At 64.4% G+C, this 19,864-nt stretch carries 18 protein-coding genes; 10 read left to right on the top strand and 8 right to left on the bottom strand.

Annotated features, from left to right (window positions below):
• Positions 1-38: 38 nt before the first annotated feature.
• Positions 39-1,232: an MFS transporter gene (locus RHODMAR_RS02840; protein ID WP_008711100.1), complete on the top strand. Its 1,194-nt coding sequence runs from the start codon at positions 39-41 to the stop codon at positions 1,230-1,232.
• A gap of 89 nt (positions 1,233-1,321) precedes the next feature.
• The gene (locus RHODMAR_RS02835; RefSeq protein ID WP_008711099.1) at positions 1,322-1,861 is read left to right on the top strand and encodes a ribonuclease H family protein; all 540 of its coding nucleotides are present in this window, start codon (positions 1,322-1,324) and stop codon (positions 1,859-1,861) included.
• 16 nt (positions 1,862-1,877) lie between these two features.
• Here the strand turns inward: RHODMAR_RS02835 and RHODMAR_RS02830 are convergent, their stop codons facing one another.
• The gene (locus tag RHODMAR_RS02830) at positions 1,878-2,723 is read right to left on the bottom strand and encodes a pirin family protein (protein ID WP_051047740.1); all 846 of its coding nucleotides are present in this window, start codon (positions 2,721-2,723) and stop codon (positions 1,878-1,880) included.
• Between the two features lie 172 nt (positions 2,724-2,895).
• Entirely contained in the window at positions 2,896-3,270 is a 375-nt protein-coding gene (locus RHODMAR_RS02825; RefSeq protein WP_157225966.1) for a hypothetical protein, read from the bottom strand.
• Between the two features lie 443 nt (positions 3,271-3,713).
• On the opposite strand from RHODMAR_RS02825, the gene RHODMAR_RS02815 reads away from it, so the two are divergent.
• A complete protein-coding gene (locus tag RHODMAR_RS02815; protein WP_051047739.1) occupies positions 3,714-4,862 on the top strand; it encodes a GGDEF domain-containing protein in 1,149 nt (382 codons plus the stop codon).
• Positions 4,863-4,920: 58 nt separating this feature from the next.
• On the opposite strand, the gene zapE is transcribed toward RHODMAR_RS02815, so the two are convergent.
• On the bottom strand, positions 4,921-5,793 hold the full coding sequence (gene zapE / locus RHODMAR_RS02810) for a cell division protein ZapE (RefSeq protein ID WP_008711095.1): 873 nt from the start codon (positions 5,791-5,793) through the stop codon (positions 4,921-4,923).
• Between the two features lie 60 nt (positions 5,794-5,853).
• Here zapE and RHODMAR_RS02805 point away from each other — a divergent pair, with 60 nt between their 5' ends.
• Positions 5,854-6,405 (top strand): TetR/AcrR family transcriptional regulator, encoded by a 552-nt coding sequence (locus RHODMAR_RS02805; RefSeq protein WP_008711094.1) that lies wholly within the window; start codon positions 5,854-5,856, stop codon positions 6,403-6,405.
• Here RHODMAR_RS02805 and RHODMAR_RS02800 read toward each other — a convergent pair.
• Positions 6,393-7,280, bottom strand: coding sequence for an oxidoreductase (locus RHODMAR_RS02800; protein ID WP_008711090.1), 888 nt, complete (start codon positions 7,278-7,280; stop codon positions 6,393-6,395). The genes RHODMAR_RS02805 and RHODMAR_RS02800 overlap by 13 nt on opposite strands.
• 35 nt (positions 7,281-7,315) lie before the next feature.
• On the opposite strand from RHODMAR_RS02800, the gene RHODMAR_RS02795 reads away from it, so the two are divergent.
• Positions 7,316-7,525 (top strand): hypothetical protein, encoded by a 210-nt coding sequence (locus RHODMAR_RS02795; protein ID WP_008711088.1) that lies wholly within the window; start codon positions 7,316-7,318, stop codon positions 7,523-7,525.
• Between the two features lie 4 nt (positions 7,526-7,529).
• Here the strand turns inward: RHODMAR_RS02795 and RHODMAR_RS02790 are convergent, their stop codons facing one another.
• On the bottom strand, positions 7,530-8,336 hold the full coding sequence (locus tag RHODMAR_RS02790) for a pentapeptide repeat-containing protein (RefSeq protein WP_008711086.1): 807 nt from the start codon (positions 8,334-8,336) through the stop codon (positions 7,530-7,532).
• Between the two features lie 161 nt (positions 8,337-8,497).
• On the opposite strand from RHODMAR_RS02790, the gene RHODMAR_RS02785 reads away from it, so the two are divergent.
• The 4 genes from RHODMAR_RS02785 (at position 8,498) to RHODMAR_RS02770 (ending at position 14,610) form a co-directional block, all read left to right on the top strand.
• Complete coding sequence (locus RHODMAR_RS02785; RefSeq protein ID WP_008711083.1) at positions 8,498-9,265, top strand: putative protein N(5)-glutamine methyltransferase; 768 nt, start codon at positions 8,498-8,500, stop codon at positions 9,263-9,265.
• 90 nt (positions 9,266-9,355) lie between these two features.
• Positions 9,356-10,057 carry a type 1 glutamine amidotransferase domain-containing protein gene (locus tag RHODMAR_RS02780; RefSeq protein WP_008711081.1) on the top strand — a complete coding sequence of 234 codons (702 nt, stop codon included), beginning with the start codon at positions 9,356-9,358 and terminating at the stop codon, positions 10,055-10,057.
• Positions 10,058-10,166: 109 nt separating this feature from the next.
• Positions 10,167-12,482 (top strand): endopeptidase La, encoded by a 2,316-nt coding sequence (lon, locus tag RHODMAR_RS02775; protein ID WP_008711078.1) that lies wholly within the window; start codon positions 10,167-10,169, stop codon positions 12,480-12,482.
• A gap of 157 nt (positions 12,483-12,639) precedes the next feature.
• A complete protein-coding gene (locus RHODMAR_RS02770; protein ID WP_008711077.1) occupies positions 12,640-14,610 on the top strand; it encodes an ABC transporter ATP-binding protein in 1,971 nt (656 codons plus the stop codon).
• Here the strand turns inward: RHODMAR_RS02770 and RHODMAR_RS02765 are convergent.
• From RHODMAR_RS02765 to RHODMAR_RS02755, 3 genes are all read right to left on the bottom strand, one after another.
• A complete protein-coding gene (locus RHODMAR_RS02765; RefSeq protein ID WP_008711075.1) occupies positions 14,520-15,521 on the bottom strand; it encodes an ABC transporter substrate-binding protein in 1,002 nt (333 codons plus the stop codon). The genes RHODMAR_RS02770 and RHODMAR_RS02765 overlap by 91 nt on opposite strands.
• Before the next feature lie 88 nt (positions 15,522-15,609).
• On the bottom strand, positions 15,610-16,824 hold the full coding sequence (locus RHODMAR_RS02760; RefSeq protein WP_008711073.1) for a lipase family protein: 1,215 nt from the start codon (positions 16,822-16,824) through the stop codon (positions 15,610-15,612).
• Between the two features lie 232 nt (positions 16,825-17,056).
• Positions 17,057-19,348 carry an ATP-dependent DNA ligase gene (locus RHODMAR_RS02755; RefSeq protein WP_042937735.1) on the bottom strand — a complete coding sequence of 764 codons (2,292 nt, stop codon included), beginning with the start codon at positions 19,346-19,348 and terminating at the stop codon, positions 17,057-17,059.
• Between the two features lie 59 nt (positions 19,349-19,407).
• On the opposite strand from RHODMAR_RS02755, the gene RHODMAR_RS02750 reads away from it, so the two are divergent.
• A complete protein-coding gene (locus RHODMAR_RS02750; RefSeq protein WP_042937733.1) occupies positions 19,408-19,836 on the top strand; it encodes a type II toxin-antitoxin system Rv0910 family toxin in 429 nt (142 codons plus the stop codon).
• Positions 19,837-19,864 lie beyond the last annotated feature (28 nt).

The following is a 19,864-nucleotide window of genomic DNA, read 5'->3' as shown; positions in this document are numbered from 1 at the left end:
AGTGCCTCGCTCGCGACAACAACTGGAGGAGGGTCTTCGTGACTCGATCGGGCGCAGCATCGTTCCTCGGGGTCGCCTTCGCGTTCGTCGTCGCGATGATGGGGACGACCATGCCGACGCCCCTGTACGCGTTGTACGAGGTGGAGTTCGGGTTCTCCGTCTTCGTGGTGACGTTGGTGTTCGCGGCGTATGCCGCCGGCGTGCTGGGCGCGCTGGTGGTCTTGGGGCGCTGGTCGGATTCGCTCGGACGTCGACCGATGTTGTTGTCCGCCATCGTGTTCGGCCTGGTCAGCGCCGTGGTGTTCGTTTTCGCCGACTCCTTGGCCGAGCTGGTGATCGGGCGGGTGTTGTCTGGTATCTCGGCCGGCATCTTCGTCGGGACAGCCACCGTCACCTTGATCGAACTGGTGCCCCAGGCCTGGCGAGATCGCGCCCCGGCCATCGCCACTGCGGCCAACATCGGCGGTCTCGGGCTCGGCCCGCTGGTGGCCGGGCTGCTCGTCGAATACCTGCCTGATCCACTGCGCCTGACATTTTGGGTAGACATTGCCTTGCTGCTCGTGGCCGGTGTGGCAGTGTTCCTCGCTCCGGAAACCGTTCGGGTCGCTCACGGTGCCCGCCCGCACATGCAGCGCCTGTCCGTACCGCCGGAGGTGCGCGGCACATTTCTCAGAGCCGCCGTCGGTGGTTTCGCCGGATTCGCCGTGCTCGGCCTGTTCACCGCGGTCTCGCCGGGTTTCGTCGCCGGAGTGCTGCAGATCGACAACCACGCGGCGACCGGTGCAGTGGTGTTCGCGGTCTTCGCGGCATCGGCAACCGCGCAGATCGCGATGCGCAAGGCCGATCCGGCCGCGGCCCAGCGGTGGGGCTGCTTGGTGTTGACGGTCGGGTTGGTCGTCTTGGCCTCGTCGTTGCTGCTGACGTCGCTGCCCGTTCTGGTGGTCGCGGCGCTGTTGTGCGGCGTCGGACAGGGCGTGATCTTCAGCAACGGCATGTCGACCATCTCCGCGCAGCTACCGGCCGAGCGTCGAGCGGAGGTGACCTCCACGTTCTTCGTGGTGCTGTACGTCGCGATCTCCGTGCCGGTCATCGGGGCCGGGGCCGCTGCGTCGGCATGGGGATTGGTGACGGCGGGAGTGGTGTTCTCGGTGCTGATCGCCGTGCTGGCTGCAGTGGGATTCGTGCTGCTGACTGTCGACGGGAGAAAGCGCAGGGTGAGCAACCCGGCCTGACCGTGTTCGTAGTGGGGCCGCGAAGTACGTCGGTGTTCGTGCGCGAGTCAACCCGAGTTTGTCGGTCCCCCGCCGTAGGGTCGGGGACCGTGATCATCGTGAGTACGGACGGCTCGTGTCTGCGTAACCCCGGCGGAGCAATCGGGTGGGCGTGGGTCAACCACACGGGGCCGAGCAACTCCGGCGGTGAGCCCTCGGGCACCAACCAGGTAGCCGAGCTTCGCGCGCTGCTCGAGGCGGTCCTGGCCCACCCCGGCCCCGAGCCGCTGTTGATCGAGTCCGATTCGCAGTACGCCATCAAGTGCGCGTCGGAATGGCTCGCAGGGTGGAAGCGCAAGGGCTGGAAGACGGCGAGCGGCACCCCGGTACGCAATCTGGAGCTTGTACAGAGCATCGAGCGGGCCATCACCGAACGCGAGGGTCCGGTGCGGTTCCGCTGGGTCCGCGGACACGTCGGCAACCACTTCAACGAAGCGGCCGACGCCTTGGCAGGCGAAGCCGCACGCGCCATCGCAGCCGCGGGCGCGAACGGTGCAATCAAGCCTGCAGTATCCAAGCCTGCAGTGGCCAAGCCTGCCGAGTGCGAACCTCAGCAGTTCTCGGAGTCGGAGATCGCGACCCTGTTCTGACGGCCGCGCCCGGCGGTCAGCCGCGACGCTTCATCCGGGCGTTCGGCAGTTCGGGCGCGTGCAACCGGGGGCCGGGGTATCCGTCCACGGTTCCGAACTGACCGTTCTCCGCCTCGTAGGCGGCCCGATACTCCACGACATCCTCGTGGCTGCGGCCGACGAAGTTCCACCACATGACGATCTGCTCGCCGAACGGCGGACCGCCCAGCAGCAGAAACCGAACCGCGTCCTGCGTCGAATTGTGCAGGTGCAATTCGTCGCGACCGGGTTCGATGTAGCCCAGTTCAGCGGCCTGTAGCTCTGTCGAGTCCGACCCCGACTCCAGTTCCACAGCACCCTGATCGACGACGATTCCGTGCTCGAAGGTGGGGTCTACATCGAGGGCGACCCGGGCTCCGGCGTCGAGCACTATCTCGGCCCCGAGCAGGGGTGTGTACGTGGACACCGGTGAGGTCTCGCCGAGCACGGTGCCGAGAAAGACGCGGGCCGCGAGTCCGGGTGCAGTGATCGGCTCCGGTGCATAGTGCTCGAATGTCGGTGCCACGAATCGGGATACGGCCGGAAGTGCGACCCACAACTGCATGCCGTGCAGGATGTCGGTTTCCGGTGTGGAGACTTCGGAGTGGCTGATGCCCTGGCCGGCCGTCATCAAGTTGAGCTCGCCGGGTCGCACCATGGCGTGTGAGCCGACGCTGTCGCGGTGCTCGATCTCACCGGAGAACAGCCAACTGACCGTCTGCAATCCGGTGTGCGGGTGCGGCGCGACATCCATTGTCGAGCGCTCCGGGCCGTAATGATCGGCGAAACACCACGCACCGATGAGGGATCGGTCCCTGTGCGGCAGGGTGCGTCGAACCTTCATGGCGCGTGGGCCGCCGAGTGGAACCTCGCGCGGGGTGAGAACCTGGATCACGTGTGCTCCTACCCGAAGAAAGTCGGTTACCCGGAGAAAGTCGGTTGCCCGGAGAAAGTCAGTGCGTTTTCCTTGACTACGCCGCACAACCGGAGTTCGACCGAGACTATTCCGGACCTGCTCACCGGACGAGCGACGCTGTTCCGTTGAGCAACCGCACGTCGTAGGACTCGGCAGCACCATGCTGCTCGGAGGATCCACCGTGCACGGTGTACAAGACTGCGTACGAGGTGAACGTCGCGGGCTGGCCGTCAGTGGCATCGAGATTGACACGCGGCAGAACCACCAGCAAGTGGGTGCGGTTGCCGTCCGAAAGATTCTTCACGACGGTTCGCACCTCGAAACCCAGATCGGATCGGGTGACGTCGGTGGACTCCAGTGTTTCTCCACTCAGTACGAGCTGCGCCGCCCAGACACCGGCGGATCGATGGGCGTCGACGGTTCCGGTGAGGTCGTCTCCGCTGAAGTCGTAATGGTTCGCTGCTGTGAAAGGCATGGTCACAGGCTATGCCCGGGCGGGCGAAAAAACTTCGAAAGAATTTCCCATCCGGTACCCATCCACCCGATAGGGGGCTGCGAATGAAAGGTGAGACACCCGCTACTGCTGTCGCCCCCGACCGCCGTCAGTAGTGGGTGTCTCCCTTTATGTCTGCAGATGCGGCAGTCCGCGCACGGTGCGGGGCCTCGTGTACGTCGAGACCTGATCGATCCGAGCATCGCGGAGTCGGCGATCCGTGCCGGTCCTGGCCGGTCCACCCGAAGCGCTGATCGGTAGGCTGCTCCCACGGGGCAATTGGTTTCACTAGGGGGGCCCTCATGCGTGAAGACTTTCGATCGAACGGCTCGCAGTACAACGGGCCACCGGCCGCTCCCGGATCCGCAGGTCCGAGGCGCGCCCACTCCGAGACACGTAGTCGCCACCGCAGACGGTCGACCACGGTGTCGTCGAGGAGATCGATCTCGAGCATCACCGTTCCGCCACTCGGACCGCAACCCAGTGCTGCTCGAGTTGTTCGCCACTGGTTTGTCACTCCACACGATTTCGGCTGGGTCTTCGCGCACAAGTCGACGCGTCCGCTGCACCAATTGATCCGAGTCGTCTTCGCGAGCTGCGTTGCGCTGTATGCGGCCGTGTCGCTCCTGATGTTGGGCTCGCCCAACGGGCCGTCCGGGGCGGGTCCTGTGGCCTATGTGATCTTCATCCTGATACTGCAAGGTGTGGCGATCGTGTGGTTGCTGGTAAAACCGTTGCCCTACCGGAAGTCGCAGGTGGTGGCCTTTCTGGTGTTCGGCGACGTCGGTCTTGCGTCGGTGATTCTTCTCGACGTCCCCACGTCGGGGCTGATCGGCACATTCCTCTTCTCGTTGACAGGAACGATGTGCACCTTCTTCCTCGGATCGAAACTGCTTGTTGCGCACCTCGTCTTCGCCAACCTGGTGATCGTCTACATCGGCGCGGCCGCCTATGTGCAAGATTTGTGGGGTCCATGGGATGCCCTCGCCGCGGTGTTGGTCGCAGGCGGCGCAACGTCGGGTGCCCCGATCTTCGCTCAGATCGCGTGGTCGTTGGTGTCCGAGGACGCACGGCAGTCCGAGATCGACCCTCTGACGCGAATGAAGAACAGGCGTGGGCTGCAGAACGCGATCGAAGATCTGTGGACGGTCGCGCACGGCGAGCGGTCGGCCTTCGTGCTCGTTCTCGTCGACATCGATCGGTTCAAGAGCGTCAACGACCGCTACGGACATGACCAGGGCGATGCCGTCATAGTCCTCGTCGCCGATCGTCTCTTCGATCACTTCGGGAAGATCGGGGTGGTGGCGCGAACCGGGGGTGAGGAGTTCGTAGCCGTCCTGGTCGGCGAGACGGAACGATTGTGTGAATTGGTTCAGGGGGTCAGCGGAACCCTGGCGAACGGTTCGGATCCGATTCCGGTGACGGTGAGTGCGGGTGCAGTGGTGCTCGTCCCCGATTCCGAAGCGTGGGAAGCAGGGCTCAATGTGGTCAACGCTGCCACGCGCGCGGCCGACTCCTTGATGTACCGAGCGAAAGCGGCAGGCGGAAATCGAACTGTACTCGAGGCGATGTAGGCGTCCCGCCTCGTGCGCCTTTTGCATACCTCCAGGGGTGCAAAAGGCGCACGACGCCCTAGCGTGGACCCAGCTCGCTGAGTCGACTGACCAAGCGGTCGGTGTCGAGGCCGGTGCGCCCGACGGCGAATTCGCTCAGCGGGGCGAGAGCGTGGAAGTCGGTACGGACGTCGCGGTCGTACAAGACATCTACGAGATTCGCGAACCGCTGAGCGGCGAACTCGTCGACACTCGCGAGCGCCGGAATCTCGGTGACCGTAAGGCTCGTGGTTGCCTCGACCATCTGGAGGTAGTCACCCGTCGAACGAGCGGCGCCGCACAGCTCGGCAAATGTGTGCCCCCTCATCGCAGGTTGCAGGCTCCATGTCCCCGACGCGAATCGCGACCCACTGGTGCCGGCGGCGCGGTAGTCGACAGGTCCGTCCACGCAGACCACGTCGAGCCTCTTCTTCAATATCTCGATCGTCGGGGCGAATGCCTGGTGGAACAGCGGATTCGGCAGCAGGTCGTCGGGCGCGTAGTTCGAGGTGACGACCAGGACGACGCCGCGGGCGAACAGAGCGTCGAGCATGCGTGTGATGAGGCGGGCGTCGCCGATGTCGTGGACATGGAACTCGTCGAAGCACAGCAGTGACGCCGGAGCGGTGCCGGTGGACAGTATGTCGTCGATGGCCGCGTCGATCGAGAACCGGTGCCGAAAGTACGCCGCATGTAGATCGCGGAAGAAGCTGTGGAAATGGACGCGCTTTTTCGTCGTGACGCCGACGTGGTCGAAGTAGGTGTCGAGCAGCCAGGTCTTGCCCCGTCCGACTGGTCCCCAGAGGTAGATGCCCTTGCTGCCGGGTGTCGACAGCGCATCCGCGGCTGCGGACTGCGCATCGTCGAGCGCTAAGTCGGTGTCGAAGCTGGATCGCGGTGGGGTCGGCCTCATGAATCGAACCGTACGCCGAGCTCCTCTACATTTGTAGAGGAGGTGTGTAGACTCACGGTGATGGATCGCCGAACCGACATTGCCGACGCCGCGCTCACGCTCGTTGCTCGCGACGGAATGCGCGCGCTGACACACCGCGCGATCGATTCGGCCCTCGGATATCCGGCCGGGTCGACGTCCTACTATTTCCGAACCAAGTCCGATCTGCTGGCAGCGGTGGCGGCGCACCTCGTCGAGCTTTCGCGCGCGTCGTTCGTGAGCATTGCCGTCAGTGAGAGCGATGTTGCGACGGTGGTGGCGCAGTACCTCCACGACGCGCTCACCCATCGCCTGGTCGAGCTCGAGGCCCGCTACGCGTTGATGCTCGATCCTGCTGTTGCGCAGGACGTTCGGGCTGTGCTGGCTCGGTCGCTCTTCTCGCTCGAACGAGCCCGCGTATTGTTCGACGATCCCGAACACGGAGACGGACTGGTCTCGCTGTGCGAGGGCCTGGTGGCCGATGTCGTGTTCGGGCGTCGAATATCGAACGACGTTGCGGCGTTGAGGTTTCCGATCGCCGTCTACCTCGAGGGTGTCGAGGTGAAGTCTCGGGTGCCCGGTCAGAACGGGTAGTCGACTCCGGTCAGTTTCTCGCTGGCGTCCCACAGCTTTGCTGCCAGAGCCGGGTCCTGAGCGGTCTTCGTCATGCTTGCCGGGCCGGGCTTGCCGCGCGTCTCGAAGAGAGATGTGGGGCCGCTGTACGTGCCGCCGTCCGCAACGTCGACCGCGTAGAGCGTGGGACGTGCTCCGGCACTGGCAGATTGGGAGGCCACCTTGAGCATGATCGGTGCCAGGGTAGCCAGAATCTTGTTGCTGCCCAGACCGTCGGGGCTCGAGTACAGGTCGGTTGCGGAGATGCCGGGGTGCGCAGCATTGCTGGTGATTTTCAGTCCGGCCTTGTCGATCCGACGCTGAAGTTCCAAAGCGAACAGGATGTTCGCCAGCTTGGAGTTCGCATAGCCGCGCTGTGCGCTGTATCCACGCTCGAGCTGAAGATTGTCGAAATCGAGCTTGGGGCCCTGCCGGTGCGCGACCGAGGCGATGGTGGTGATCTTCGCGTCGTCGGCGAGCTTGGGAAACAGCAGGCCGGTCAGTGCGAAGTGACCGAGGTGATTGGTGCCGAGCTGGAGCTCGAATCCGTCCGCGGTCTCGGTCCGCGACGAGGGCATCATGACGCCGGCGTTGTTGATCAGGACGTCGATCGACTCGGGGGCCGATGCGGCGTACTCGCGCACCGAGGCGAGGTCCGCGAGATTCAGGGTGGCCGTGTCGACGGTTCCGTTCGGAGCTTCCGCGCGAATCTTCGCCGCTGCGGCCTCGGCCTTGTCCTGGTTGCGGCATGCCAGCGTGACGTGGTCGCCGCGCTTGGCCAACTCCAGGGCGGTGTAGTAGCCGATGCCGGTGTTCGCTCCGGTGATGACAACGCGTCTCTGCTTGGTTTCAGGCACGGCGCCAGGCTACCGGCCTGGTTTAGAATTTGCCCGTGTCCAGAGCAGAAACCGGCGAAGAACCGGATTTTCCGAAGGGAACAGGAAATCCTGCGTCACGTGCATTCCGTGCGGCGGGCTACGTACGTCTGGACGACCTGGTGGGTGTGCCGGCGACGGAACTTCAGAAGTTGCACGGTGTGGGACCGAAGGCGCTGAGGATCGTTCGAGAGGCTCTGGAACAGACCGGCCGATCGTTGGGTTGAGCAATTACGCCCAGTGGTCTGGGCGGGTCAGGGATTCCGGGAGCTGCGTCGTGGAGTCACCGCGTGCCGCATTTATCTGGAACTGAGTGGCATAGATGCAGCCGCGTAGGTCTGCACCTCGAACATTGGCCCCGCGCAGGTCCGCGCCGATCACATCGGCCAGGCGCAGGTCGGCCCCGCGCAGGTCGGCCCCGATGAGATATGCGCCGCGCAGGCTCGCGCCACGTAGGTCGGCACCGGCGAGTTTCGCGCCGATCATGTCGCGTCCGCGGTGGTTCTTCTTCTTGCCTGTCACTTCGGCGCGAATCAGCTCGCTTGCCTCGAGCAGCACGTTGTTGATCCGCGAACGCAGCGCGGAGACGTCGAGCGACATCAGGATCTCGGGCGTCGCCGAAGTCAGTGCATCCAGCTCGTCGTATTCGTGAACAAGCCGGCTGTGCAGGGCCGCGGTCGATGTCCGATCGTGCGCATCTGCCAAATACCAGAGCAGCTCATGCAGATCCCGCATCACCGGGAACACCGCGAACATCTCCGAGGAGTTCGACGGCTGCTGCCGCCAGTCCTGTCCGGTGAACGTGGACTGCGAGACCTTCTGGCCCGCACCGAAGCAGTCGTACACCGTGCATCCGGAAAAGCCCTTCTCCCGGAGCGACGAGTGAATGCCGCAGCGCGAGTCCTCCAGCAGGTTGCGGCACGGCTGCCCACCGGCCTTGTCGACAGCGAAATCCGACGACTTCGCGAAGGGCAGAGCGACGCAGCACAGCCCGAAGCAGCTGCTGCAATCGGCCAGCAAGTTCTCGGGCGCGCGCATGCGTCCACTCTGTCCTTCGGCGCGTGGCAGGGTCAAACGAGATTGTTCGATGCAGGTGCGCGCGTCGCAAACGCCTGCGGGCTGTTCTCTCGTGCGACATCCCGCGATACAGTGTTTCAGCGAGGGGCAGCTGGGCGCACGTATTCCAGGAGGCACCGTCCATGATGGAAATCGACTACGACGAGGTGGTGTCCTCGTTGCGCAGCGCCGGGTGTGTGTTCGCCGAGGAGGAAGCCGACATCCTCGTCGAGTCCGCCACGAACCGGGCCGAGCTGATCGAGCTACTGGGGCGACGCATCTCCGGTGAACCGCTCGAGTACGTCGTCGGCTGGGTGTTGTTCTGTGGCCGACGCATCGCCGTCGCGCCGGGCGTGTTCGTACCACGTCGCCGCACCGAGTTTCTCGTCGAATGTGTTGCAGCACTGCGTCCTTCGGTACTGCTGGATCTGTGCTGCGGTTCCGGCGCGATAGGACTGTCGGTCGGTGGCGTCACCGAGCTGCACGCCGCCGATATCGACGTCGCGGCTGTGGAGTGCGCCAGGCGCAACCTGGACGCTGTCGGGGGGACGGTGCACCTGGGCGACCTGTACGACGCACTCCCGTCAGAATTACGCGGCAGGTTCGACGCGGTCGTCGTCAACGCTCCCTACGTTCCGACGGGCGAAATCGGGCTGATGCCACGAGAGGCGCGGATCCACGAACCGCACGTCGCGCTCGACGGTGGCACGGACGGTGCCGGCCTCCACCGAAGGGTCTCCGCGCGAGCCATGGAGTGGCTTGCTCCAGGCGGTCACCTGCTCATCGAAACCAGTGCGCAGCTGGTGGATTCGACGCTCCAGGCGGTGCGCGATGCCGGGTTCACCGCCCGCATCTGTGAGTCCGAGGTGCTCGACGCGGTCGTGGTGGTCGGGTCACGCCCCAGCCGGTGACGGACGTGTTGCGGTTGTCGCCGTGTTTCGATCGGGAGTATCCGTGGCATGCCGGAGGGGATCCCGATCATAGAAAGAGGCTGTTCGACCATGACTACTCTGCTTTTTGCAGTAACCGCTGCCGATCACTGGACACTGAAGGACGGAAGCAAGCACCCCACCGGGTACTGGGCCGAAGAGCTCGTCGAATCGCACCGCACGTTCGTCGACGCAGGTTGGGACATCACGGTGGCGACGCCGGGAGGTAAGGCTCCGGTTGTCGACGAGGGCAGTCTCGCGGTCGAGGCCAACGGCGGCGACGAGGACAAGGTGGCAGATCAGAAGAGCTACCTCGCCTCGATCGAGTCGATCCTGTCTTCGCCCGCAGTGTTGGAGGACCAGAAGGCAGCCGATTTCGATGTCGTGTTCGTGCCCGGCGGTCATGGCCCGATGGAGGATCTGGCGGTGTCCGAGAGCTTCGGTGCCCTGGTAGTCGATTTCTTGGACGCAAACAAAGTGGTCTCCGCTGTGTGCCACGCGCCCGCCGCCCTGCTTCCCGCCGTGCGCGCCGACGGATCCTGGGCGTTCGACGGATACGAGCTCACCGGATTCACCGACGAGGAGGAGACCCAGGCCGGCCTCGCCGACAAGGCTCCGTGGTTGCTCGAGTCCCGCCTGCGCGAGAACGGCGCAAAATTCGACTCGGCAGATGCGTGGGGACCGAACGTCGTCGTCGACCGGAATCTGTACACCGGACAGAACCCGGCTTCCTCGCGTCCGCTGGCAGAGAAGCTGGTCAGCGCTCTGAAGTAGGCAAATGCGGACGGTCGGGCGTTCTGCCCACGGAGAACAGCGCACTTCCCGGGAACATCACTAGCGCTTTCGAAGTTGAGCCCCTATAGCTCAATCCTTTGGAGGAGAAGTGACCGAAATCGTTCGTGTCCCCGTACTGTTCTTGACCGACCCGATCGTCCTGCCCGGAATGGTGGTGCCCGTCGAACTCGACGAGGCTGCTCGTGCCGCCGTCGACGCCGCGAAGGCGAGCAACGACGGCACATTGCTCGTGGCACCCCGGCTCGAAGACCGCTACGCCGCGTACGGCGTCCTCGCCTCGATCGTCCAGATGGGGCGCCTGGCCGACGGACGACCGGCGGCGGTCATCAAGGCCACGCGCCGCGCGCACATCGGCCACGGTGTCAGCGGTCCCGGTGCCGCCCTCTGGGTGGAGGCCGAGCCCGTGGCCGATGAGGCCGCCGACGATGGCCTCAAAGCTCTCGCTGCCGAATACAAGCAGCTCGTGGTGGCGATGCTGCAGCGCCGCGATGCGTGGCAGGTGATCGACTCGGTCAACAAGCTCACCGATCCCGGTGCGATCGCCGACACCGCTGGCTACGCGTCGTACCTCACCGACGTGCAGAAGCGTGATCTGCTCGAAACACCCGACGTCACAACTCGTTTGACGTCGCTCATCGAGTGGACCAAGGCTCATCTCGCCGAAGTCGAGGTCAACGACAAGATCTCCGGCGACGTCCGAGACGGTATGGAGAAGACTCAGAAGGAGTTCCTGCTCCGACAGCAGTTGGCGGCCATTCGCAAGGAGCTCGGCGAGGACGAACCCGACGGTGCCGACGACTACCGCGGCCGCGTCGAGGCTGCAGACCTACCCGAGAACGTGCGCGAACAAGCGCTCCGTGAGGTCGGCAAGTTGGAGCGCGCCAGCGATCAGAGCCCGGAATCGGGCTGGATTCGCACGTGGCTCGACACCGTCCTCGATCTGCCGTGGAGTAACACCACCACCGACAACACCGACATCGACTCTGCGCGTGCCGTTCTCGATGCGGATCACCACGGCCTCGACGACGTGAAGGATCGGATCGTCGAATACCTGGCCGTGCGTGCACGGCGGTCCGAACGCGGATTGCAGTCGGTCGGCGGACGCGGCTCCGGGGCAGTGATGGTGCTCGCCGGTCCGCCCGGAGTGGGCAAGACCTCGCTGGGTGAATCGGTAGCACGTGCGCTCGGTCGCACTTTCGTGCGCGTCGCGCTGGGTGGCGTCCGCGACGAGGCCGAGATTCGTGGACACCGTCGCACGTACGTCGGCGCTCTACCGGGCCGGATCGTTCGGGCCATCGGAGAGGCGGGATCGATGAATCCCGTCGTGCTGCTCGACGAGATCGACAAGGTCGGTTCGGACTATCGCGGCGATCCCAGTGCAGCACTGCTCGAGGTGCTGGATCCGGCACAGAATCACACGTTCCGTGACCACTACCTCGACCTGGATCTCGATCTGTCCGACGTGGTGTTCCTCGCTACCGCCAATGTGATCGACCAGATCCCCGGGCCGCTGCTCGACCGTATGGAACTGGTGACCATCGATGGATACACCGAGGACGACAAGGTCGTCATCGCTCGGAACTACCTGCTTCCCCGTCAGATGGACAGGGCTGCAGTTACATCCGACGAGGTGACGGTCACCGATGCCGCGCTGCGCAAGATCGCGGCCGACTACACCCGCGAGCCCGGAGTTCGGCAACTCGAACGTCTACTGGCCAAGGCCCTGCGCAAGGTGGCGACGAAGCTGGTGGGCGGCACCGATGTTCTCGAGATCGACGAGCCGGATCTCGTGGCCTACCTGGGCCGTCCGCGCTTCACCCCCGAGGCGCACGAGCGGACCGAAGTACCCGGCGTGGCAACAGGCCTCGCGGTCACCGGTCTCGGCGGTGATGTGCTGTTCATCGAGGCTGCATCGACCGACGGCGGTCCCGGTCTCGAGCTCACCGGCCAGCTCGGTGACGTGATGAAGGAGTCCGCGCAGATCGCGTTGTCCTACGTTCGTTCGCACGCAGCGCAATTCGGCGTCACTCCCGAATCTCTCGATCGCCGCATCCACGTGCACGTTCCTGCGGGAGCGGTACCGAAGGACGGCCCGTCGGCCGGCGTGACATTGGTGACGGCGCTGGTGTCGATGGCCACCGGGCGGCCGGTGCGATCGGATGTCGGCATGACCGGTGAGGTCACTCTGAACGGTCGGGTGCTGCCGATCGGCGGAGTGAAGCAGAAGCTGCTCGCTGCGCAGCGTGCCGGTCTGAAGACGGTGTTCATTCCGGCCCGCAACGAACCGGATCTGGACGACGTGCCCGCTGAAGTGCTCGAGGCGTTGGACGTTCGTCCGATGACCGACGTCGCCGACATCCTCGCGCTCGCACTGGAGCCGGTGGCAGCAGCCGCGGCGGCGTGAGTCGGCCGCACCCGAGGTCGGTCCCGGGCGGCGAAAGCCGTGTCCGGGGCCGTCCTGCGTTGCGTGCCTGATGTCGGTAAGGGCAGCCGCGCTTGACCTCGAGCTATGTCGAGGTTCTACCGTGATCACATGAGATCGACGATATGAGGATGATGACATGAGCATGGAAATGACCGCCTGGAATCAGATGTATCGCACGATGAACAGGCCCGACACTCAGTCGTCGTTCTCGAAGGAGACGGCCCGCAGGATCCTGACGTTCGCGGCGCCGCATCGCCGCGCCCTCGCTGGATTCCTGGTACTCAGCGTCGCGTTGGCCGTGCTCGCCGTCGCCACGCCGGTGTTGGCCGGACGGGTGGTCAACGCAGTCGTCGACGGACGCGAACTGCGCGTGGTGGTCTTGCTCGCGCTGGCGATCGCGGCGATCGCTCTGGTGGACGCGGCGGTCGGTCTGGTCAACCGGTGGCTCTCGGCGAACATCGGCGAAAGCCTGATCCTGGATCTGCGAACCGCTGTGTTCGACCACGTGCAGCGCATGCCGATCGCGTTCTTCACGCGAACCCGCACCGGTGCGCTGGTGAGCCGGCTCAACAACGACGTGATCGGGGCGCAGCGCGCATTCAGCACCACCCTGTCCGGAGTCGTCAGCAACCTGGTGACGTTGGCGCTGACGCTGGTGGTGATGATCGGGATCTCCTGGCAGATCACGCTTCTCGCACTGGTCCTGCTGCCGGTGTTCGTGCTTCCCGCGCGCCGGATGGGTCGACGCCTCGCACGTCTGCAACGCGAAGCGGCAGCGCACAACTCGGCGATGAGCACGCAGATGACCGAGCGCTTCTCGGCACCGGGCGCCACGCTGGTGAAGCTGTTCGGTCATCCCGAGCAAGAATCGGTGGAGTTCGCCGTGCGAGCTCGCCGCGTACGCGACATCGGCGTGCGCAGCGCGATGGTGCAGACGGTGTTCGTGACGGCCCTTACGCTGGTCTCGGCACTGGCTCTCGCAGTGGTGTACGGCCTGGGTGGTTTCTACGCTCTCAGTGGACGACTCGACCCGGGTTCGGTAGTGGCACTGTCCCTTCTGCTGGCGCGGCTCTACTCCCCGCTGACCGCGTTGGCCAGTGCTCGCGTGGAGGTCATGAGTGCGCTGGTCAGCTTCGAGCGTGTCTTCGAGGTGCTCGATCTCGTTCCGCTCATCGCCGATAAGCCCGATGCGCAGACGTTGTCGTCGGGGCCGGTGGCCGTGGAGCTCGACGACGTTCGATTCGCCTATCCGTCGGCGGACAAGGTCTCGCTCGCCTCGCTCGAGGAGGTCGCCACCCTGGATTCGCGCGGGGGAGAAGAGGTTCTGCACGGTGTGTCGTTCCGTGCCGAACCGGGTCAGATGGTTGCGCTGGTCGGAACGTCCGGTGCCGGAAAGTCCACCATTGCGCAGTTGGTGGCGCGGCTGTACGACGTCGACGGCGGGGCGGTCCGGCTCGGCGGCGTCGACGTAAGAGATCTGACGGCCGAGTCGGTGCGCGGCACCGTGGGAATGGTGACCCAGGACGGTCACCTGTTCCACGAGAGCATTCGGTCCAACCTGCTGCTACCGCGATCCGACGCCACCGACGAAGAACTGTGGGATGCGCTGTCGAGGGCACGGCTCGCCGATTTGGTGCGTTCCCTACCCGATGGCCTGGATACCGTCGTCGGCGAGCGTGGGTATCGGCTCTCCGGCGGTGAGCGTCAGCGCCTGACGATCGCGCGGTTGCTGATCGCGCAGCCTCGGGTCGTCATTCTGGACGAGGCCACGGCGTCACTGGATTCGACGTCCGAGGCCGCCGTGCAGGCCGCGTTGTCCGAGGCGCTGGAAGGAAAGACGTCGGTGGTGATTGCTCACCGACTCTCGACCATCAGGGCAGCCGACGTGATCCTGGTGATCGAGGACGGGCGAATCGCCGAGCGAGGAACACATGACGAGCTGCTCGCAGCGGGAGGTCGCTACGAGGAGCTGCATCGGACGCAGTTTGCTCAATCGGACAGGGCAGACCCGGCCGATCAGGCGACCTTTGCCGGGTCGGGTACCACCGTGGACGGGTCGTCGTCCGTGGCTGCGGCGAGCATCGGGGCGAACCCGTCGATTGCGTAGTTCAGTGACAGCGGGCTCGAGTAACCCAGGGCCGAGGGCAGGTTCGTGCTGAACGAGCCGATGTAGACGGTTCGGTCCTGTTGTACGACGTCGAGGGCGGCGATCAGGGGATCGGCCTGGTGCTGCTCTCGGCTCTGGCCGGCGATGACGAGTACATCGGTGTCCAGTCGGCCGAGATTCTCGGCGCTGAGCGTCTCGGACGCGTCGGGAATCTCGAAGCCGAGGTCGGTGAAGAACAGTGCGCGGATGTCGTCTTTGCCGAGGAGGAGATAGCTACCGTCGTCCATGACGAACGCGAGGGACAGTGACTTTCCGGTGAACTCCGGATTCTCGGCCTCGGTGGTGGCGAACTTCTGCTCGAGCTCGGTCGTCTGTTCCAGCGCTTGCCGCTTCTTGCCGAGCGCCTCGCCGACGACGGCGAACTCCTGCTGCCACGTTGCGGCCGGTAGGTCGTCGTAGCCACCGATGTCTGCGATCGTGGGGGCCATCCCGGAAAGCTTGTCGTACTGACCCTGGTCGATGAACGAGTACGGGCCGAGGATCAGGTCGGGTGCCTGCGCAGCGATCTGCTCGAGGTTGAGATCGGTGCTCCCGACCTCGGGTATCTCGGTGCCGTCGAGCGCTTCTCGAGCCCAGGGCCGCTGCCGGTAGTCGTAGCTCAGGTTGCCGCGTGTCGCAACCGGCTTGACGCCTAGTGCGAGTGCGAAGTCCTGCTCGTTGAACCCGATCGTCACCACGCGAGTGGGCTCGGTATCGATGACCGTCTCACCGAATCGGTGCTCGATGGTGACGGGGAAGCCGTCTGCGCTGCCGGAATCCGTGGACATGGCGGTTGTTTGGTCCGACGAACAGCTCACCGCCAGTGCCAGAACAGTGGCACCGGCGGCGGCCAGTAGAACAGGGGTTCTCATTGAATCTCCTCGCTGGAAACTAAGCGAGGTTAGCCTAACCGATCACCCGGCGCGGTGGGGTTGTCCGAAAACGCACCGGGTGATCCGATCAGCAGTTCGTTGTTGCCGGTACTCCCGCGAATCGCTGGTCGATCCACTCGAGCGCCTGCGGCAGACCGAGTACAGCCGCGGTCAGGTGATCGTTGCTGGGCACCTTCACCTCGGTCACCAGAACTCCGGCACCGCAGTATCGGGCGATCGTGTTGTCGATGGCACTGACCGGGATCAAGGCATCGGAGGGGCTGTGCCACTCGAAGTACGGTGCCTTCGGCACGCCGGGGTACATCTCGACGCTGTTCTCGTTGACGGCCGCAACCATCTCCGGGCTGTTCATCAGGTCCAGCGTGCCCGCCACCTCCATGGCGCTCTTGCCGGCACCCGCGGCGATGATGTCGTTGGTGCACCCGTTCTGCATCTTGGCCTCGATCTCCTTGCCCAGTGGGTTGAGCTGGGAGCTGATCGGGATGCGGGTGGGGTACTCGCGTTCGATACCGAGCGCGGCGGCGAACGCAAGACCGAACATGGGGTGCGGGGCGAAACCGAGATCGCGTGCCATGCGCTCGAGGTTCATCGGAGCGCCGCCGGCGGCGCTACCGACGATGTTCAGTTCGGGTGCGTAGTCGTTCTGCAATGCCGCGGCCCACGCCGTCGCCATGCCGCCACCGGAGTAGCCGGCCAAGGCGACCCGGCTCTGCTGAACCTGGATCGGATCGAAGCGCTGCGTGGCGCGAATGCTGTCGAGCACGATCTGTCCGCCGAGCTTGGCGGCACCGTATGCACTTCTCGGTCCGAGGTGATCGGCGATGGCGACAGTCCAGCCGCGCTGCAGCACAGCGTTCAGCGCCGGTGCCTCACGAATTGCCAGATTGGGGTCGTTGGACCAGAGCGCTTGTGAAGGTGCACATTCGAGACCGAGTGCATTGATGATGTGTTGGTAAGAAAGCAATGGGCCGTCGGGTGCTTTGTTACGCGGAACCATGACGGTATTGATCGCCGCAATGGGATCACCCGCCGAATCGGTCGAGCGGAACTTGAGCTGCCACACGTCGATGTCGAAGAATCCGGGCGGTGGAGGCATGGGTCGGCTGGAGATCACGTCGCCCGGTCGCAGAACTTCCAAATCCGCAGGCGGTGCACCGAATCCGTCGGCGATCGGGGTCGGCATGAGCGGCTCGGCCGCCGCCTGACCTGCGCCGACGAGCGATGAACACAACACGGCCGCAGCCGTTATCGTGGCAGCGCCTGCCAATTTGAGAACCCGCATGTAAGTAATCCCCTCCGTGCCTGATTCGAAGCGGCGTGCGCTTCGATGATCCAGCAAGCTCCAGTGCAGCCGGCCCGCAAATCGTTATAGCTGTCAAAGCGTGACTCGTTACGTTCCCCCGGCAACGACAAGACGAACGGTACGCACTGGAGGATTCTATGGCAACAGAAGAACGGTACTTGTGCCGGTTTCCCGGTAAGCGCGAAATCCTCTGGTGCTCGTACACGTAGCGCTATTCGGGAGCGACTTCTTTCGGTGCTTTGTCCGGACGCAAGCCGCGCCAACTCGGATGCCGTAGGTGACCTGATTCGGTTGCCTCGTAGAACCGCACCTCGCCGACGAGGACCGGTTCCACCCACACCGCCCCGTTCCGATCGGCGGTGGGCAGTACCGAGGAGAACGGACTGTCCGACGCCTCGAGGGGCGCGAGCAATGCCGCGAGAGTATCGAGGGCACGGTCGTCGAACCCGGTTCCGACGCGGCCGACGTACCGCAGGCTGTCCCCGTCGGGGATCCCCATCAGCAGGGAGCCGAATCCACCCGCGCGACGACCCTGGCCCCTACGCCATCCACCGATCACGACTTCCTGTGTTCGCCAGTTCTTGTGCTTGATCCATGTGTGGGCGCGCTTACCCGGTTGATAGACGGAGTCGGTCCGTTTGGCAACGATGCCTTCCCAGCCACGTTCTCTGCTTTCGGCGATGGCGTCCTCGGCGGAACCCGTCAGCTGTGGTGGTACCAGCACCGAGTCGAGTCCGGTGGTCAGTAGGTCGAGGAGCCGTCGTCGATCCGAGTATTTCTTCCGCAGCAGTGAGGTGCCGTCCAGGTACAGCAGATCGAAGGCGATGAATCGGATCTGGTCGGAGGTGGCGTTCTGTAGCCGTTCGAAGCTGCTGATCCCGCTGTCGTCGAACACGACTACTTCTCCGTCGACGACGGCGTCGTGTTCGGCGAGGTCGTCCGCCAGAGATTGGAGGGCTCCGAACTTCTCGGTGTAATCGTTACCGCTGCGCGTGCGCAGCGTCATCGAGCCGTGCACGAGTTCAGCGACAATGCGAAACCCGTCCCACTTGCCCTCGAAGGACCACTCGTCTTCCGAGAGACCGAGAACATCGCCGGCGGTGGCGAGCATCGGTGAGATGGTCTTCGGTGGGGGATTTTCGGTCGTCGCGCTGGATGGGTCCTTCATCAGATGCATGAGCCACTGGTTGCCCTTGGTGCGAATCAACGCGAACCTGCCCATAGCCTGGGAACCGTGCAGCACCACGATCACTTCGTCGTCGCGCCACTTCTCGAGTTCGTAGGTTCCGCTGTCCCAGATCGAGACCTCACCACCGCCGTACTCGCCCTTCGGTATCCGACCGGAGAACGAGGCGTATTCGAGGGGGTGGTCCTCGGTGTGTACGGCGAGCCGGTTCTGCTTGGGGTCGACCGGAATGTTCTTGGGGACGGCCCACGAGACCAGGACTCCGTCGTGTTCGAGTCGAAAGTCGTAGTGCAGGCGTCGGGCGTGATGTTCCTGGATGACGAAGGTGTCGTTGTTTCCCTGCGGCTCGGCGATTGTGGGTACTGGCTCGGGGGTTCGGTCCGCGCTGCGCATGCTGCGGTATTTATCGAGCTTGTCTTTGGCGGTGCTGCTCTTCGTTTTGGCGCCGCCGGAGTCCATGGCAGGGTCCAGACCTGCCAGTAGATCGCCGGTATCGGCGAATCGCTCCAGGACTTCTTCGAACCGAAGTTGTTGCAGCCCTGATGCTTCCAGCTCGTCCCAGGTTCGTGGTGCCGCGACGGTGGGGAGTGTTCGTCCGCGCAGCGAGTACGGTGCGACCGTCGTCTTCTTGCCGTTGTTCTGGCTCCAGTCGACAAATACTCGACCGGTGCGCTTCGCTTTCGCCATCGTGGCGGTCACCCGGTTCGGCGAACGCTCTTCGAGCAGGGTGGCAACACGTTTGGCCACGGTGGACGCACCTGCTGTCGACAGTGGCGTCTCCAACGGGACGTACAGGTGAATTCCCTTACTGCCGCTGGTGACCGGGTACGCGGTCATGCCGATGTCGCCGATCAGATCTCGGATCTCGCAGGCCACCTCGGCGCACCGGGCGAGATCGACGTCGTCGCCGGGGTCGAGATCGAAAACCATGCGGGTGGCGGGTCCGGGCTCGGTGCCGTCGAATCGCCATTGCGGCACGTGCGCTTCGATGGCTGCCTGCTGCCCGAGCCACGCCAGATCGGCTGCGCCGGAGAACAGCGGGTAGGTGACGACGCGGTCCGAGTGCTGCATCGCCCGTCGATGGAGCCAGTCGGGTGCCGATGCAGCGAGGTTCTTCTCGAAGAACGACGACTGGTCGACGCCGTTCGGCCAGCGTTTACGGGTCACGGCGCGGTCGACGAGGTGCGGCAGCATCGCCTGGGAGATGGCAACGTAGTACTCGATGACGTCGCCCTTGGTGGTGCCCGTGTCGGGGAACAGCACTTTGTCGAGGTTGGTGACGGAGACCTTTCGACCTTCGATCTCGAGCGTGGCCATCGTCTCAGGTTAATGGCCGCCGTCAGAACCTGCGGGCAAGTTATGACAGGCTCGATCTCATGGCAACGATCAGTGTCTCGGTACAGATGCCGGAGAGTCCGCAGGGCGCGTGGGACAAGGCTTCCGCGCTCGATCGGTTCGACGAGTGGATGACGATCCACGGTGGATGGTGCAGCCCGCCGCCGAAGAAGGTCGACAAAGGCACCGAGGTGTCGTCGTTGGTGAAGGTGAAAGGGTTCAAGAACACCATCAACTGGACCTTCACCGAATACGACGAGCCCAAGCTGATCGAAATGTCCGGCCGCGGCAAGGGCGGGGTCAGGATTTCGCTGACCGTCCACGTGCGCGAGGCCGAGGGTGGTTCGGAGCTGACCCTCGATGCGAAGTTCGGTGGGGGTGTGCTGTTCGGTCCGGTGGGGTCGGTGGTGGCGCGGGCTCTCGACACCGATGTCAAGAAGTCCGTTGCGAACCTGGCAGCGTTGAAGTGACAGAGCCCTTGCTGAAGTAGTTGCATGA

Origin of the sequence: Rhodococcus sp. AW25M09, from assembly GCF_000333955.1 — a bacterium.
Taxonomy (GTDB): domain Bacteria; phylum Actinomycetota; class Actinomycetes; order Mycobacteriales; family Mycobacteriaceae; genus Rhodococcoides.
This window is presented reverse-complemented; position numbering and strand designations above follow the sequence as displayed.